Source organism: Mycobacterium neglectum (assembly GCF_002591975.1).
Lineage (GTDB): Bacteria > Actinomycetota > Actinomycetes > Mycobacteriales > Mycobacteriaceae > Mycobacterium > Mycobacterium neglectum.
Map to the genome: position 1 here is coordinate 232631 of NZ_NVQE01000003.1, position 14555 is coordinate 247185.

The window sequence follows — 14555 nt, forward strand, 5'->3', positions numbered from 1 at the left end:
TGTCACCCATTGGTCCGCGGCACGGGAAGTCTTCGCAACAACTCCTCCACCACGTCGCTGCCGTGTACGCGACGCACCCACATCTCCGGACGCAGGCTGATCCGATGCGCCATCGACGGAACGGCAAGCGATTTGACGTCCTCGGGGATCACATAGTCGCGCCCGAGCAGCAGCGCACGCGCGCGGGCGAGCTGCACGAGGTCCAGCTCGGCCCGTGGACTGGCGCCGACGGCGACCTGCGGATGCTGGCGCGTCGCCGCGGCCAGTGACACCACGTAGCGGAGCACGTCGTCGTGGACGGTGACCTGTTCCACCGATTCGCGCATCGCGAGCAGCTCGTGGGCGTCGACGACCTGATGCACGGCCGGCTCGGCGGCACCGCGCTCGATGCGGCGGCGCAGCATCGACTCCTCCTCCTGCTCGGAGAGGTACCGCAGTTCGAGCCGGATCGTGAACCGGTCCAGTTGCGCCTCCGGCAGCGGGTAGGTGCCCTCGTACTCGATCGGGTTGTCGGTGGCCAGCACGATGAACGGTGCGGGCAGTTTGTGCGTGACACCGTCGATGCTGACCTGGCCCTCGGCCATCGCTTCGAGCAGCGCCGCCTGGGTTTTCGGCGGCGTACGGTTGATCTCATCTGCGAGCAGCAGGTTCGTGAAGATCGGTCCGGACCGGAACTCGAACCGGCCGGACTGCATGTCGTAGACCGTGGAACCCAACAGATCAGCGGGGAGCAGATCCGGGGTGAACTGGACCCGTTTGAACTCCAGGCCCAACACAGCGGCGATCGACCGCGCGATCAACGTCTTGCCGAGGCCGGGAAGGTCCTCGATGAGCACGTGCCCGCCGGCCAGCACGGTGGTGAGGATCAGTGTGAGCGCACCGCGCTTGCCGACCACCACCCGTCCGATTTCGTCGAGAGCTGTCTCGCAGTTCGCCGTGGTGGTCGCGCCCGAGTACTCCGTCATACCCGCTCCAACCGTTGCAGAATTTCGTCGAGGGCCTCGCGGCCAGGGCCGGGACCCTCTATGCCGTCTCGCGCCACGTTCTCGGGATCGACCCACGGCCACAGATCCGCACCGAAAAGCATCTTGCCCGTGGCGTTGTAGGCGGCGCGGTCCTTCGATCGCTTCTGACCGGTCGCCATCTCATACTGACGTGCCAGCGTGGGCCGCAGGTGTCTGTCCCAATCCCTGCGCGTGGCCTCCGACTGGCTGATCAACGTCTCAGTGCGAGAAAGCCAGCGGCGCAACGACTCTGCGGCATCGTCAGCACGCTGCTCTTCGGCGTCGCCGACGGACTGCCGGATCAGGTACCAGCGCACCATGAGCAGCGCGCAGGCGAGCGCGGCGCCGGACATGATGAGAATCAGCCGCCGATCGGCCCCCGCGAGCGACAGGAGTTCGACACCGGCGACCAAGAGAAAACCCGCTGCGACAATCTTTGTCATGCGCTGCTCCTCGCGGTGACGTCCGGGAGCTCGGCAAGCACTCGCTCCAGCACGCGCACAGCGGCGTCGCGGTGTTCTTCGGTCATCACATGCGGGGAGAATCTCGCCTCCTCGAACAACTCGACGAGCTCGGTCGCGCTGTCAGCCCGTAGTGCGCGGTTGTCGACCGCTCGGGCCAACACCTCTGACGGGGTGTCGCAGTCTTGCGGAACTGCGCCCGGTACCCGGGTCAACTCCCGTTCCATCGCCGCATAGCAGGCGATGATCGCCTCGCGCGGTTCCCGCGTGCGGTCGCCGATCTCGGCGAGCCCGACTTCCGCCGCGCGGACCAGGGACTCCCCCGCGGTCGGGGCCGCAGCAACGGGACCACCTTCGTCGAGGTGGTACTGGCCTGCACCTGCGCGCTGCCGCCGTGAGGCGACCGCCGTTCCGACGATGACCAGGACCATCAGGATCAACATCGGTGGGACCAGGTAGCCGATCACGTTGGTTTCCGAGTCCGGCTCTTCGCCGGCGGGCTCCGGGCGCGCGGTGTCCGGTGGTTCCGTAGTGGTCTCCGGAGCCGACGGCGCGTCGGAGAGGGGCTGTTCGGACGGACCCCCGAGTTGCATCAGCAACAGCACGAGCAGCAGCCATCCGATGGCCAGGGCGAGCACGACGAATGAGAAGCGCCAGCTCGGCCGGCCCTTCAAGCCCGGACTCCTCGGCAGTTCTCCGGTCGATGCGGGCCGCGGGGTGCGGTCACGCAGCCGGGCGATGATCGCGACGCCGATGATCGCCACCGCTGCGCACACCATCACGATGACCACGATCAACGCCGCCGGGTTGCTCGGCGGCCGCTCACGCTCGGCGATCGGGTCGCCGCCGCCGGGGATGTAGCCGCGTAGCGCCACGGCGGCAACCGTCATGAGCGTGATCACCGCGATCACGCGCTTTGTCGACCTGTCGATACCGGCCATGGCCCTAAACCTCATCCTGGCACGCAGCCGCTGCCGAACCGCTCAGATCGGATGGATAGGTTCGAGGGCGTGACCACCACACTTGAAGACCCACAAGTCGCTGCCGCTCTCGATCGCATGTTCGCCGAGTCCGCCGAGCAGTTCGCATCGATGCGCTCGGGTGGGACGGACTTCTCCCGTCTGGAGGCGGCCACCGCCCAGGAACGGGCGGATGCGTTCAGTGACTATTACTTGCCGGTGACCCAGGATGCCGGCCGTCTGCTCTATGCGTTGGTGCGCGCGGTCCGTCCGGCCACGATTGTCGAGTTCGGCATGTCGCTCGGAATCTCGGCTATCCACCTCGCCTCGGCGGTGCGTGACAACGGCGAGGGCCGCGTCGTCACCACCGAGCTCAGCGCCGCGAAGGTGACCGCGGCGAGCAAGACGTTCACCGAGGTCGGTCTCGACGACCTCATCACCGTGCTGGAAGGTGACGCGCTGGCCACTCTCGAAAAGCTCGACGGGCCGGTGGATTTCGTCCTGCTCGACGGCTGGAAAGAGCTCTATGTTCCGGTGCTGGAGCTACTAGAGCCACGCCTGTCCCCTGGCACACTCGTCGTCGCCGACAACACCTCGATGGCCGAGCTGGCACCGTATCTCGACTACGTGCGAACCCCGGCCAATGGCTACGTCAGCGTCAGCTTCCCGGCGCGGGATTCCGACAGCATGGAGATCAGCTGCCGCGCCTAGCGGCCTTTGCTTCCTTCACGACGGCGGCGGCGTCACGGCTGGCCTGCTTGGCTTGTTCGTAGGCGTCTTCGGCTGCGGTGAGCGCACTTTCGGCGTCGGTCAACCGCCTGCGTGCGTCGTCGCGGCGCAGTCGGGCCGTGGCGAGATCGGACTGTAACTCCTTGAGCGCGCCGTCGGCGTCGGCCTTGGCGCGTTCTGCGGCGGCCAGTGCGGCGCGCGCCTGTTGCCGCCTGCGACGTTCGTCGGACTCCTGGTCGTCGCGGGGCTTCGGGAGCTCTTGAGCCTGCGTCTTGGCTTTGGGCTTGGTCTTGCGGCCAGCGGTGGGCTTGAAAATGATTGCGGTGTCCCCGAACTCGCCGAAGCCAGACCATTGTTCGGCTTTGGTGAGGCGGCCGAGGCGCGCAGCGACCTCCGGGTCGGCGATCGCCGCCTGCAGGGTCGTGGTGACGTCGTCGCGCAGCGCGGCCGTCGGGCTGAGCTCTGACTCTTCGAATGCGGTTCGCACCAGTTCTTCGATGAGGCGGCGCTGCTCGGCGGTCAGCTCGCGGATGCGGCCGCCGTCCATCCCTGCGTGGGCCGCGCGCAGGCGCTCGCCCAGATTAGTGAGGCGTTCGGAGACCGACTCGTCGTTGAGCACCAGCACGTTCACGGCGTGGGCCGCGTTGGTCGGCTTGCGCGCCGCCGCGATCTGGCTGGCGGCTTCGGCATCGCCACGCTTCTTGGCCTCCGCGGCGAGCTTGTTGCGCAGCGGCGTGAAGTCTCCGAGCTTCGCGGCATACAAAGCGTCCAGGTCTGCGAGATCACCGTCGGCCATATCGCCCTCCACCGTATTCTCCCGAGTGTGGACCGAACAGTCGGCACCCAGGCGTTGCGGTTGGGCGTGATCATCGCCGCACTGGGTGTGGTTTTCGGTGACATCGGCACCAGCCCGATCTACACACTCCAGACGGTGTTCAACCCCGGCGATCCGCATCCGGTGCCGGTGGCCCACCACAACGTATACGGCGTGGTCTCGCTGATCTTCTGGTCGGTGATGATCATCGTCACGCTCACCTACGTCACGTTGGTGATGCGCGCCGACAACAACGGCGAGGGCGGGATCATGGCGCTGATCACGCTGCTGCGGCGCTGGAATGGCAAACGGGGACGACGCACCTCGGCGGTCCTTGCGGCGGCGGGTCTGTTCGGTGCCGCCCTGTTCTTCGGCGACAGCATGATCACGCCTGCCATCTCGGTGCTGTCGGCCGTCGAGGGCATCGCCGTGATCGACCCGGGCTTCCGGGATTTCGTCGTGCCGATCACCGCGGTGATCATTGTGGGGCTGTTCGCTGTACAGAGTCGCGGCACTGCAACGGTGGGTCGCTTCTTCGGCCCGGTGATGATTCTCTGGTTCACGGCGATCGGCGCATGCGGGATTCACGGCATCGTCGACAACCCCGAAATCCTCAGGGCGCTGTCGCCGATGTACGCGCTGGACTTCATGGCCGGCCACTTCCACATCGCGTTCTTCGCGCTCGCCGCGATAGTCCTCTCGGTGACCGGCGCCGAGGCGCTGTACGCCGACATGGGACATTTCGGCAGGCGCGCGATCACGTACGGCTGGCTCGGCCTGGTTTTGCCGGCCTGCACGCTGAACTACTTCGGCCAAGGCGCCCTGGTGCTGGCCGACGAGTCGACGGTGTCCGCACCGTTCTTCCTGCTCACGCCGGAGTGGGCGCGAATTCCCATGGTGCTATTGGCGACAGCGGCGACGGTGATCGCATCGCAGGCAGTGATCACGGGAGCTTTCTCCGTGGCGTCGCAGGCCGCGCGACTCGGTTACCTCCCGAGGCTGCGTATCGAGCACACGTCGGCGTCGACCATCGGCCAGATCTACGTGCCGTGGATCAACGCCGTCCTCCTGGTCGCGGTACTGATCCTGGTGTTCGCGTTCCGGAGTTCGGCAGCCCTGGCATACGCGTTCGGTATGGCGGTCACCGGAACCATCACGATCACCACCACGCTTTTTCTCTACTACGCCAGGACTCGATGGGGTTGGCCGCTGTGGGGTGTGCTGATCGGTGGCGGCCTGCTGCTCATGGTGGACCTGATGTTCTTCGCGGCCAACCTCACCAAACTGGTGCACGGTGCCTGGCTCCCACTGACCATCGCCGTCGTCACCTTCACCGTGATGACCACCTGGCAGAAGGGCCGCCGAATCATCACCCGCGCAAGGGAAAAGGCTGAGGGTCCACTTGGCGACTTCGTCGGTGAGCTCGTTCAGCGCGACCCGCCGCTGGTCCGCATTCCCGGCACGGCGATCTACCTGAACCGCGGCCGAGAAACCGCACCGCTCGCCATGCGCGCCATCGTGGAGCACAACCATGTGCTGGCCGAGCACGTGATCATCTTGACGGTCGAGACCGAGAACGTCCCGCGGCTGCCCGACTCCGAGCGAATGACCCACGACGACCTCGGCTATGCAAGCGACGGAATCATCCATGTGGCAGCACGTTTCGGCTACATGGAACGGCCCAATATTCCGCGTGCGCTTGCGCTGCTGAGTGCCGAGGAGACCGAGGGCCCGATCGATCTGGCGAACGCGTCCTATTTCCTGTCGAAGCTCGACCTGTGCCTTGGCGATGCGCACACGATGGCGCCCTGGCGTAAGCGACTATTCATCGCCACCTCGCACATCACGGCCGATGCCGCGGGGCATTTCGGGCTACCCCTGGGCCGGACGGTCGTCGTGGGCTCCCGCATCGAGGTCTGACACTTACCCCGACTTGATACGCCCGCTCGGCGTGATGCGCCGACTGGACCCTCAAACGGAGTTATCCCCAATCGGGGTTTTATCCACAGGTCGGGTCTGAGCGGGTGTTCCTTGTCGTTGCTGTCAGTAGCGTTTAAAGCATGTTCGATCACCTCGTCGATGCCGCCCTCACCAGCCGGGCTTCGGCTGCGGTGGGGGCGTGGGCGCGGGTGGAGAACGCTGCGTGCGCGCGGCGGTTGTCGGCGATGGCCGATGAACTCGAGGCGATGTTGGCCGCTGATGGTTGTGAGGAACGCGAGCAGTGGTGTCTGGACAACTGGGACGCCGTGGCCTCCTCGGTGGCCGCCGCCCAGAACGTGTCGTTGGGGGTGGCCGCACACCAACTGTTGGTCGCCGACGCGCTGCGCCACCGGCTGCCGCGGGTGGCCGAGGTGTTCGCCGCCGGGGCGATCACCTACCGGATGGTGGCCGCGGTCGTCTCCCGGACCCGGCTGATCAAAGACACCGACGCATTGGCCAAGGTGGACACCGAGATCGCCGCCCACATTGTGGGCTGGGGGTCGTTGTCGGTGGACAAAACCCAAACCGAGATCGACTACTGGGTCGACCGCTACGACCCGGCCGCGATACGCCGCAACGAATACACCGCGCGGGGACGCTTTGCCGATGTACGCAAACCCGACGACGGGTCGGGGACCGCCGACATCGAGGCCCGGCTGCTGGCCACCGACGCCGACGCCCTCGACCAACGGTTGCAGGCCATGGCTGACGCGGTCTGCGCCAACGATCCCAGAACCATGGATCAGCGTCGCAGCGACGCCCTGGGCGCCTTCGGACACGGCGCCGACCGGCTCACGTGCGGCTGTGACAACCCTGACTGCGACGCAGCCGGGAGGCAGCCCAGCACGGTGGTCGTCCACGTCATCACCCACGAAGAGTCCCTGACCGATGACACCGCGGCCCAGCTCGACGGCAAAGAACCCCGTCGACCGCGGCCGGGCGAACCCGTCGCCCCCGAACCACCGACCGGCCCGGCAGCCACCGCGCCGGCGGCACTGATGGGCGGCGGCATGCTGCCGGCCCCGTTGTTGGCCGCCAAGATCGCCGGCACCGCGAAGATCGTGCCGATCGTGCATCCTGGCGATGCGCCGCCGCAGCCGCGCTACATTCCCACCGCGGTACTGGCGACGTTCATCCGGTGCCGCGACATGACGTGTCGCTTCCCGGGCTGCGACGAACCCGCCCAGCATTGCGATCTCGACCACACCATCGCCTACCCGGCGGGCCCCACCCAAGCGTCGAACCTCAAATGTCTGTGCCGAAAACATCACTTACTCAAAACGTTCGGCGGCTGGCGAGACCACCAGTCACCCGACGGCACCGTCATCTGGACCTCCCCACACGGGCAGCGCTACACCACCCATCCCGGCAGCCGAATCCTGTTCCCCACCCTGTGTGAACCCACCGCCCCTGTGACGACGAGGGACCCAACCCCATCGAGCGCCGACAGCCGCGCTCGCACGCTGGCGATGCCCCGACGCACAGCAACCCGAACCCAGAACCGCACCAAAGCCATCAACAACGAACGCCACCACAACGAACGAGCCCTGCAGGCCGACGCAGAAGAACGCGCGCGACAACAACGCGAGGATCCCGGGAACGACTGCAGCGAAACCTATTTCCCTTTTCGGCCACGACCCCCAAGCCGCGACGACCCCCCGCCGTTCTGACGGCAACCTTAGGCGCTCATCGGCTCAGCCGCGGAAAACCACCCAGCGCATCATGCTGTACATGAACACGGCCTCGCATGCTCCCGCCCCGAGCCGGGCAATGCGGTAGTCGACGCCGAGCGCGGTCAGCAGACTGGAGACCCCGAGGATGAACGCCAGATAGTTGACCACCACGACGACGACGTAGATGGCGAACTGCGGTCCGACAGGGGCGTGCGAGGTGAAGTTGAATACCCGGTTGAGGACATAACTCAACCCGAACGCGCACCCGTAGGCCACGCTCACGGCTAATGGCACCGGCAGCTGAAGCACCCCGTGCATGAGGTAGAGCAGCACCAGATCGACGCCGAACGTGAAGCTGTTGATCAGACCGAACCCGAGAAAGGTCGGGGCGACAACAGAACTCAGGCCGAACGGCAGCCGAGCAACCACCGCCACGCAGAGTCGGTGGAACCGCTCGACCGCTCCCACCCTGGCGGGAGTCGACGACTCGGCCGTCACATGTCCACGTTGACATGCACGGATTACCAGGGGTTGAGCAGCGGGCGAACTTCGCGCGACGGATTCTGCCCAGTCAGCTGACGCCGAACATCGACAGGAGACTCTCTGTGCGCCACCAGATCAGCACCACGAACAGCAGAAGAACCCCGACCGTCGCCCCGACCTGAACAGCGGTCCGCGATTTCCGCGGCGCGTACGCGTACGCCGCCGCGATCGCCGCACCCGTGACCAGCCCGCCGATATGGCCCTGCCAACTGATGTTCTGCGAACTCACCAGCGGGATGACGAAGGTGAACGCCATGTTCAGCGCGATGAGGCCGATCACCCAACGGACATCCAAGTTGAGCCGCTTGCCGACCACGAACGTCGCCCCGAACAAGCCGAAAATCGCACCGGAAGCGCCCGCCGTCTGCGCACCGAGCGACGACAGCAGATAGACCAGCACGGATCCGCCGAGCGCGCTCGTGAAATACAACGCGATGAACCGCACCCGCCCCAGCGCCGCCTCCAACGGCGGGCCCACCACATACAGCGCCCACATGTTGAACAAAATGTGCGTCACCCCGTAATGCAGGAACGCCGACGTCAACAACCGGTACCACTCCCCGTCGGCGACCGCGGGTGAGAACAGCACGAGGGCCCGCTGCAGATCTACCGACACGGTCTGTAGACCGAACATCACCACGTTGATGCCGATGAGCACATATGTGACCAGCGGTGTGGCCGACGGCACCCCGCCGAACTGGGTGCGAGCCTGCCGGACCGTCTTGGCGCCCTCGCCAACACATTCGGCGCACTGATGCCCCACCGCGGCATCGCGCATGCACTCCGGACAGATGTATCGGTTGCACCGTGTGCACCGCACGTACGTCTCGCGGTCGGGGTGCCGGTAGCAGGTCGGCGTCTGCGGCGGGGTGGTCATGCCTACAGCGTGCCGAACAGTTCGATCCAGTTGCCATCGGGATCGGCGACGAACATCCAGCCCATCCCCGGCACCGGCTCGAACTCCGTCAGCTGCTCCACCACCTCGTACGGCGATTCGGCGAAGGTCTTCGACAGCCCCGTCAGGTCCTTCACTCCAATCGTGAAGTACCGGACCCCGGCCGCCGCCCGTCCGCCGCCTGCAGTGGCGGGCAACGGGGGCGGGGTCGTGAAGGTGACGAGCTTGAGCACGCTGCCGCCCAGCGCGTAGCGCCGCTGCGACCCGCCGGGAAACTCGATCTCACCCTGGAATTCGAGCTCGAGGAAGCCCTCGTAGAAGGCGACCATCGCGTCCAGGTTGGTCGTCACCAACCCGACCTCGATGCCCGGTGAGAGCAGATCCAGTTTCACGTTCGCCTCGCTTCTCGAGAAGTGGTTCCCAGCAGGTCTGCCGGTGGTCCGTCCCAATGATCCATGTTGACGACCGCGACGAGCGGACGCCGACGGATCGGCCTGGGCTGCTTGCTCCCGGCATGCGCACGAACCTACTGCCCAACCCCGTAACGATTCGGTCACTATCGAAATCACGATCATTTAAGAATGCCTGCTGAATTATGAGGGTTTTCAAGATCTGCGCAGCCATCTGCTCGGTGACTCATCAAATTTCACCGAAATTGCGGCATAAATCACGTCCGTCGGATGTAACACCGTAAGTGCAGGCAGAGACGCCGCTGCGAACCCCGGTTGGCACGACTTTTGTTTCGCTACCGTGGAATTCGGGAACGGGGAAACCGCGACACATTCGCAATTCAGAAGGATGAAGGGCATATGAAGATTTCTAGTATCCAAGCTCGTATTGTCGGAGCATGCGCAGCAGGCTCGCTGCTCGGTGGCCTGGCAGTTGCAACCATCGCCGCCCCGACGGCCATGGCAGCTCCTGCCGGCTGCAGCGCCAGCGAGCTCTCGGGCACCGTCAGCTCGGCGACCGGTTCGGCCCAGGCGTACCTCGCCAGCCATCCGGGCGCCAACGCCGCCGTGTCGACGGCGTTCAGCCAGCCCCGCGAACAGGCGGCCGCGACTCTGCGCGGGTACTTCACCGCCAACCCAGGTGAATACAACGACCTGCGTGGCATCCTGTCGCCGATCGGTGACAAGCAGAGCCAGTGCAACGTCGAAGTGCTTCCGCCGAACCTCGCATCGGCATACAGCCAGTTCATGGCCGGCTGAGCCAATCAGTTCGAGTAGCGAAAACCCGTCGTCACACCCGTGTTGTGACGGCGGGTTTCTCGCACCCCCGAGTAACGTTTTCTGGCCGCGCTTAGACTGACTCAATATGAGGCCGACGAGAACCGCCGCGCTCGGTATGGCGCTGCTCATCGCGGCTGGCGTTACTGCTGGTCATGTGAGTGCGCAGCCCTCCTCGGAGGAGCCGGCACCCCCGACCGACCCGACTGCCGCTGCCGCGCCGCCAACGGAGGGCGCACCGCCACCCGGGCCCAAGACGACCATCGATGCCGACGGCACGTACGCGGTCGGAACGGAAATCGTGCCCGGCGTCTACTCGTCGGCGGGCCCCAACGCTGACGGCACGGCGTGCTACTGGAAGCGGACTAACGGCGACGAGCTCGTCGACAACGCGCTCACCAAGAAGCCGGCGGTGGTGCAGATTTCTGCGGGCGACACCGCATTCACGACCAACGACTGCGGCCCGTGGCAATTGACCAACGCTCCGCTGCCCAAACAAGGCAGCGCGACGGACATACTCGGTCAGCTCGGCAAGCTGATCCTGACCAATCCGTCGGGTCCGCCGCCGCAATCAGCTCCGGCAGCCGAAGCCCCAGCCGAACAGGCGCCGACGGAGCACTTGGCGCCCTCGGGCGTAGCGCCCGGCCCCTGATGGCGTGACTGACGACGGCCGAATCCGCGTACCGGCGGATCTCGACGCCGTCACCGCAATCGGCGAGGAAGACCACTCGGGGGTCGACCCGGCATCGATCGAGCGGATCTGGGACGCGGCACGGTACTGGTACCAGGCCGGTATGCATCCGGCGATCCAACTCTGCCTGAGGCACAACGGGAAAGTCGTCCTCAACCGCGCCATCGGCCACGGTTGGGGAAATGGACCGATCGACCCACCGGACGCCGAAAAGGTCACTGTCACAACCGATACGCCGTTCTGCGCGTACTCCGCGGCTAAGGCCATCACGACGACCGTCGTGCACATGCTGGTCGAGCGGGGACACTTCTCACTCGAGGACCGCGTGTGCGACTACCTGCCGGACTACACCAGCCACGGCAAGGACCGCACCACCATCCGGCACGTGATGACCCACAGCGCGGGCATTCCGATCTACCGCGGACCACGCGTCGACCTCAAACGCATGGACGACAGCGAGTACACACGGGAACAGCTCGGCGCGCTGAAGCCGCTGTACCGGCCCGGCCTCGTGCACATCTATCACGGGCTGACTTGGGGCCCGCTGATGCGTGAGATCGTCTCGGCGGCCACCGGCAGGAACATTCGCGAGATTCTTGCCACCGAGATCCTCGACCCGCTCGGCTTCCGCTGGACGAATTATGGCGTTGCGCCCCAAGATGTTCCGCTGGTCGCTCCCAGCCATGCCACCGGCAAGCCTATGCCCGCGCCGATGGAGAAGGTGTTCAGCCTGGCCGTCGGCGGATCGATGCACAAGATCATCCCGTTCTCGAACTCCCCGCAGTACCTCACCAGCGTGCTGCCGTCGTCCAACACCGTCTCGACGGCCAGCGAGCTGTCACGCTTCGCCGAAATCCTGCTTCGGGGCGGCGAACTCGACGGAGTACGGGTGCTCGAGCCGGAAACCCTGAGCGCCGCGGTCAAGGAGTGCAGGCGGCTGCGCCCCGACGTGGCCACCGGCCTGGTGCCGCTGCGCTGGGGTACCGGATACATGCTGGGTTCCAACAGATTCGGCCCGTTCGGCCGCGACGCGCCCGCCGCCTTCGGCCACACCGGCTTGAGCAACATCGCAGTGTGGGCCGACCCTGAGCGCGGCCTGGCCGCCGGTCTCATCAGCAGCGGCAAGCCGGGCGGCCATCGCGAAGCCAAGCGCTATCCGGCGCTGATGGACCTCATCGCCGCGGAGTTGTCCCGCACACCTCGATAGAAACCGCGCTGCACGATCAACGACATCAGGATCCGTTCGAACGACCATGCGGGGAACCGGAAGGGCTTTCCGTTCGGCGCGAAGACCTCGAGACCGTCGGGCTGGATTCCGAGGATCGAACCCCACCTCCGACTCGCGGGACGGAACGAGCGCAGCGGACGATCGGCGAACTCAGCCAGAATGTTTCGTGCGAGGAGCCCGTCCGCGCGGTTGCGCGCCGAGGTGCGAAGTGGATCGGTGGCGGCGACGTCGCCGATCGCGAATACGCCGCGGTGATCGGGGACCCTCAGCTCAGGCGTGACGCGAACGAATCCGTCCTCGTCGAGAAGTTCTGCAGGCAACCAGTCGGTGTTGGGCCGAACGCGACCGATCGCCCACAGCACGGCGTCTGCGGATGCCGGCGGCTGCCCAGTGCTGAATTCGACTGGTGCGCTGGTGATGTCGTCGCACTCGAAGCCGTCGGGGATCACCGCGCGGTGGCCGGGATGCAGGCGCACTCCGGCCTCCATGAGCTGGCTGCGCACCCGCTCCCAGGCGCGGGTGTGGTGGTGCTGCAGCGCGCGCTCGCCGGGGAAGTACAGCTCGACCCGCTTGCCCGGCCACGTTCTGGCCAGGTTGTACGCGCTACTCACCGCTGCGGCACCGCCCCCGACGACGATCACCGATTCGGCGGTGGCCAGGCGGTCGTGCGCAGCACGCAGCCCGGCAACGATCTCGTCCGCGGATTCCAACTCGGGCTTGCGCCAGAAGCCATTGGTGACGCCCGTCGAGATCACCAGCGCGTCATACGGTTCGACGGCGGCGACGCCGTCGGGACGGTCCAGGAACACCTTCCCAGCGGCCAGATCGACACCGGTCAGCGTTCCCTGAACCGTCCGCACCCGATCGAGGCCGCGGAACTTGTCGAACGGAATCCAGTTGTGCCTTGCCCATTCGCCAGGCCGGGACAGCCGCCAGCCCAGCTCCTGCCCGCTGACCAGGCCCGGCTTGGCCGAGATGCCGACGACCTCGGCGTGCTTGGCAAGTTTGATCGCGGTCAGCACACCGCTGTCGCCGAGCCCGGCGATGACCACGCGTCGCATTCGGTCACCATAGCCGGGCTAGGTAACTCCCGGGCAAGCCGGCGTCAGCGCAGCTTCTCGCCGTAGACCCGCTCGACGGCCATCGTCATCAGCACTCTGCGATCGGACACCATCACCGACCGGTATTCGTCCCAGTCGGGATGCTCGCCTGCGGCGCTGCGGTAGTAGTCGACGAGTGCCTGCACCTCGGGGCCGTTCGGGTCGGTACCCGGCCCGGTGAGAGTCACCGCCCCCTCGGCGGTGGCCCACGTCCAACCGTCGGAACTGGTGACCTCGATCGCGGCGCGGGGGTCCCGACGCAGATTGACGGTCTTGGCGCGACCCTCGGTCATCGACACGTAGATGGTGTCGGCGTCGCGGTCGTAGAACGGTGTCACCGGGGACAGTTGAGGCAGGCCGTTGGACTTGATGGTGGCCAGTACTCCCAGTCGACTCTCGGCGAGCAGTGTGCGCGGGTCAAAGGTCATGTCTTCCTTTCTAGTTCGAAGGGATGCGCACGCGGAACATCTTCGGCCAGTACTTGCCGGTGATCAGGAACTCGTCTCCGTCGATGTGCGCGATGCCGTTCAGAACCTTTTGCGTGTCGCGCCCCGCGGCGTTGGCCAGCTCGCTGGCATCCACGACGGTGTTCACCTCGCCGGTCGCCGGGTCGATCCGCACGATCGCGTCGGACGTCCAGACGTTGGCCCACACCTGACCGTCCACGCATTCCAGTTCGTTGAGGCTTGTCACCGGATTGCCGTCTCGGGTGACGGCAATCGAACCCGTTTCGGCGAACGTTTCGGGATCGTGGAATATCAGCCGGTCGGAGCCGTCGCTGCGGACGAGCCGATCCCCGTCGTTGCACAGCCCCCAGCCCTCGCCGTTCACCGGCACCTCACGCAGCGGCGTCATGGTGGCCTTGTCCCACTCGACGGCGACGTTGTTCTGCCAGGTGAGTTCCCAGATCCGGTCGCCGACGACCGTGATTCCCTCGCCGTAATAGTTGTTTGGCGCCGGGACCGCGCGCAGGACAGCACCCGTTTCCGGGTCGAGTTCACGCAGCTGTGAGGCGCCTGCGACCCCGGTGCCCTCGTAGAGAGTGGGACCGTCGAACTCCAGGCCCTGAGTCCAGGCCGACGTGTCGTGCGGCACCTCGGCGAGCACCTCGGGCTTGATCGTCGGGACCGGTGCCCTCGTGGTGCTCGTCTCGGTGACTGCCGCCGGTTGGCCGCTGCTGCAGCCCGCGACCAGCGCGATCACCGCGGCGGTCCAGACGACACTGTTACGCATACAACCCATAGATACCCGT

The 14555-nt window shown here is 66.1% G+C and carries 16 protein-coding genes; 6 read left to right on the top strand and 10 right to left on the bottom strand.

Annotated features, from left to right (window positions below):
* Positions 1-2: 2 nt before the first annotated feature.
* The 3 genes from CSQ99_RS04385 to CSQ99_RS04395 are packed head-to-tail and all read right to left on the bottom strand — an operon-like array spanning position 3 to position 2406.
* A complete protein-coding gene (locus tag CSQ99_RS04385; protein WP_099037814.1) occupies positions 3-965 on the bottom strand; it encodes an AAA family ATPase in 963 nt (320 codons plus the stop codon).
* On the bottom strand, positions 962-1447 hold the full coding sequence (locus CSQ99_RS04390) for a hypothetical protein (protein WP_099037815.1): 486 nt from the start codon (positions 1445-1447) through the stop codon (positions 962-964). The genes CSQ99_RS04385 and CSQ99_RS04390 overlap by 4 nt, the downstream gene beginning before the upstream one ends.
* Positions 1444-2406 (bottom strand): DUF4129 domain-containing protein, encoded by a 963-nt coding sequence (locus tag CSQ99_RS04395; RefSeq protein WP_099037816.1) that lies wholly within the window; start codon positions 2404-2406, stop codon positions 1444-1446. Before CSQ99_RS04395 ends, CSQ99_RS04390 begins: the two co-directional genes overlap by 4 nt.
* Before the next feature lie 69 nt (positions 2407-2475).
* On the opposite strand from CSQ99_RS04395, the gene CSQ99_RS04400 reads away from it, so the two are divergent.
* A complete protein-coding gene (locus CSQ99_RS04400) occupies positions 2476-3135 on the top strand; it encodes an O-methyltransferase (protein WP_099037872.1) in 660 nt (219 codons plus the stop codon).
* On the opposite strand, the gene CSQ99_RS04405 is transcribed toward CSQ99_RS04400, so the two are convergent.
* Positions 3119-3949 carry a hypothetical protein gene (locus tag CSQ99_RS04405; protein ID WP_099037873.1) on the bottom strand — a complete coding sequence of 277 codons (831 nt, stop codon included), beginning with the start codon at positions 3947-3949 and terminating at the stop codon, positions 3119-3121. The genes CSQ99_RS04400 and CSQ99_RS04405 overlap by 17 nt on opposite strands.
* A 27-nt stretch (positions 3950-3976) precedes the next feature.
* Between CSQ99_RS04405 and CSQ99_RS04410 the strand changes: the two genes are divergently transcribed.
* Positions 3977-5887: a potassium transporter Kup gene (locus CSQ99_RS04410; protein ID WP_099037817.1), complete on the top strand. Its 1911-nt coding sequence runs from the start codon at positions 3977-3979 to the stop codon at positions 5885-5887.
* Positions 5888-6027: 140 nt separating this feature from the next.
* A complete protein-coding gene (locus CSQ99_RS04415; RefSeq protein WP_099037818.1) occupies positions 6028-7617 on the top strand; it encodes an HNH endonuclease signature motif containing protein in 1590 nt (529 codons plus the stop codon).
* Positions 7618-7641: 24 nt separating this feature from the next.
* Here the strand turns inward: CSQ99_RS04415 and CSQ99_RS04420 are convergent, their stop codons facing one another.
* From CSQ99_RS04420 to CSQ99_RS04430, 3 genes are all read right to left on the bottom strand, one after another.
* On the bottom strand, positions 7642-8118 hold the full coding sequence (locus CSQ99_RS04420) for a GtrA family protein (protein ID WP_099037819.1): 477 nt from the start codon (positions 8116-8118) through the stop codon (positions 7642-7644).
* A gap of 73 nt (positions 8119-8191) precedes the next feature.
* Positions 8192-9040, bottom strand: a complete 849-nt coding sequence (locus CSQ99_RS04425) for a rhomboid family intramembrane serine protease (RefSeq protein WP_099037820.1) — start codon at positions 9038-9040, stop codon at positions 8192-8194.
* Between the two features lie 2 nt (positions 9041-9042).
* A complete protein-coding gene (locus CSQ99_RS04430) occupies positions 9043-9450 on the bottom strand; it encodes a VOC family protein (RefSeq protein ID WP_099037821.1) in 408 nt (135 codons plus the stop codon).
* A gap of 417 nt (positions 9451-9867) precedes the next feature.
* On the opposite strand from CSQ99_RS04430, the gene CSQ99_RS04440 reads away from it, so the two are divergent.
* The 3 genes from CSQ99_RS04440 to lipE all read left to right on the top strand — a co-directional run bounded on the left by CSQ99_RS04440 (position 9868) and on the right by lipE (position 12182).
* On the top strand, positions 9868-10266 hold the full coding sequence (locus CSQ99_RS04440; RefSeq protein WP_099037822.1) for a heme-binding protein: 399 nt from the start codon (positions 9868-9870) through the stop codon (positions 10264-10266).
* Between the two features lie 106 nt (positions 10267-10372).
* Positions 10373-10936 carry an Rv1352/Rv1906c domain-containing protein gene (locus CSQ99_RS04445; protein WP_099037823.1) on the top strand — a complete coding sequence of 188 codons (564 nt, stop codon included), beginning with the start codon at positions 10373-10375 and terminating at the stop codon, positions 10934-10936.
* A 4-nt stretch (positions 10937-10940) separates the two neighbouring features.
* On the top strand, positions 10941-12182 hold the full coding sequence (gene lipE / locus CSQ99_RS04450) for a lipase LipE (RefSeq protein ID WP_099037824.1): 1242 nt from the start codon (positions 10941-10943) through the stop codon (positions 12180-12182).
* Here the strand turns inward: lipE and CSQ99_RS04455 are convergent.
* The 3 genes from CSQ99_RS04455 to CSQ99_RS04465 are packed head-to-tail and all read right to left on the bottom strand — an operon-like array spanning position 12128 to position 14536.
* Positions 12128-13264, bottom strand: coding sequence for an FAD-dependent oxidoreductase (locus tag CSQ99_RS04455; protein WP_099037825.1), 1137 nt, complete (start codon positions 13262-13264; stop codon positions 12128-12130). The genes lipE and CSQ99_RS04455 overlap by 55 nt on opposite strands.
* A 44-nt stretch (positions 13265-13308) precedes the next feature.
* Positions 13309-13731, bottom strand: coding sequence for a PPOX class F420-dependent oxidoreductase (locus CSQ99_RS04460; protein ID WP_099037826.1), 423 nt, complete (start codon positions 13729-13731; stop codon positions 13309-13311).
* A gap of 10 nt (positions 13732-13741) precedes the next feature.
* On the bottom strand, positions 13742-14536 hold the full coding sequence (locus tag CSQ99_RS04465) for a glutaminyl-peptide cyclotransferase (protein ID WP_245908675.1): 795 nt from the start codon (positions 14534-14536) through the stop codon (positions 13742-13744).
* Positions 14537-14555: the final 19 nt, after the last annotated feature.

What these genes read in the sequence shown, in the direction of transcription:
- CSQ99_RS04445 (WP_099037823.1), top strand. Translation starts at nt 10,373, where the DNA reads ATGAGGCCGACGAGAACCGCCGCGCTCGGTATGGCGCTGCTCATCGCG.
- CSQ99_RS04405 (WP_099037873.1), bottom strand. Translation starts at nt 3,949, where the DNA reads ATGGCCGACGGTGATCTCGCAGACCTGGACGCTTTGTATGCCGCGAAG.
- CSQ99_RS04385 (WP_099037814.1), bottom strand. Translation starts at nt 965, where the DNA reads ATGACGGAGTACTCGGGCGCGACCACCACGGCGAACTGCGAGACAGCT.
- CSQ99_RS04415 (WP_099037818.1), top strand. Translation starts at nt 6,028, where the DNA reads ATGTTCGATCACCTCGTCGATGCCGCCCTCACCAGCCGGGCTTCGGCT.
- CSQ99_RS04455 (WP_099037825.1), bottom strand. Translation starts at nt 13,264, where the DNA reads ATGCGACGCGTGGTCATCGCCGGGCTCGGCGACAGCGGTGTGCTGACC.
- CSQ99_RS04440 (WP_099037822.1), top strand. Translation starts at nt 9,868, where the DNA reads ATGAAGATTTCTAGTATCCAAGCTCGTATTGTCGGAGCATGCGCAGCA.
- CSQ99_RS04390 (WP_099037815.1), bottom strand. Translation starts at nt 1,447, where the DNA reads ATGACAAAGATTGTCGCAGCGGGTTTTCTCTTGGTCGCCGGTGTCGAA.
- CSQ99_RS04460 (WP_099037826.1), bottom strand. Translation starts at nt 13,731, where the DNA reads ATGACCTTTGACCCGCGCACACTGCTCGCCGAGAGTCGACTGGGAGTA.
- CSQ99_RS04425 (WP_099037820.1), bottom strand. Translation starts at nt 9,040, where the DNA reads ATGACCACCCCGCCGCAGACGCCGACCTGCTACCGGCACCCCGACCGC.
- CSQ99_RS04395 (WP_099037816.1), bottom strand. Translation starts at nt 2,406, where the DNA reads ATGGCCGGTATCGACAGGTCGACAAAGCGCGTGATCGCGGTGATCACG.
- CSQ99_RS04465 (WP_245908675.1), bottom strand. Translation starts at nt 14,536, where the DNA reads ATGCGTAACAGTGTCGTCTGGACCGCCGCGGTGATCGCGCTGGTCGCG.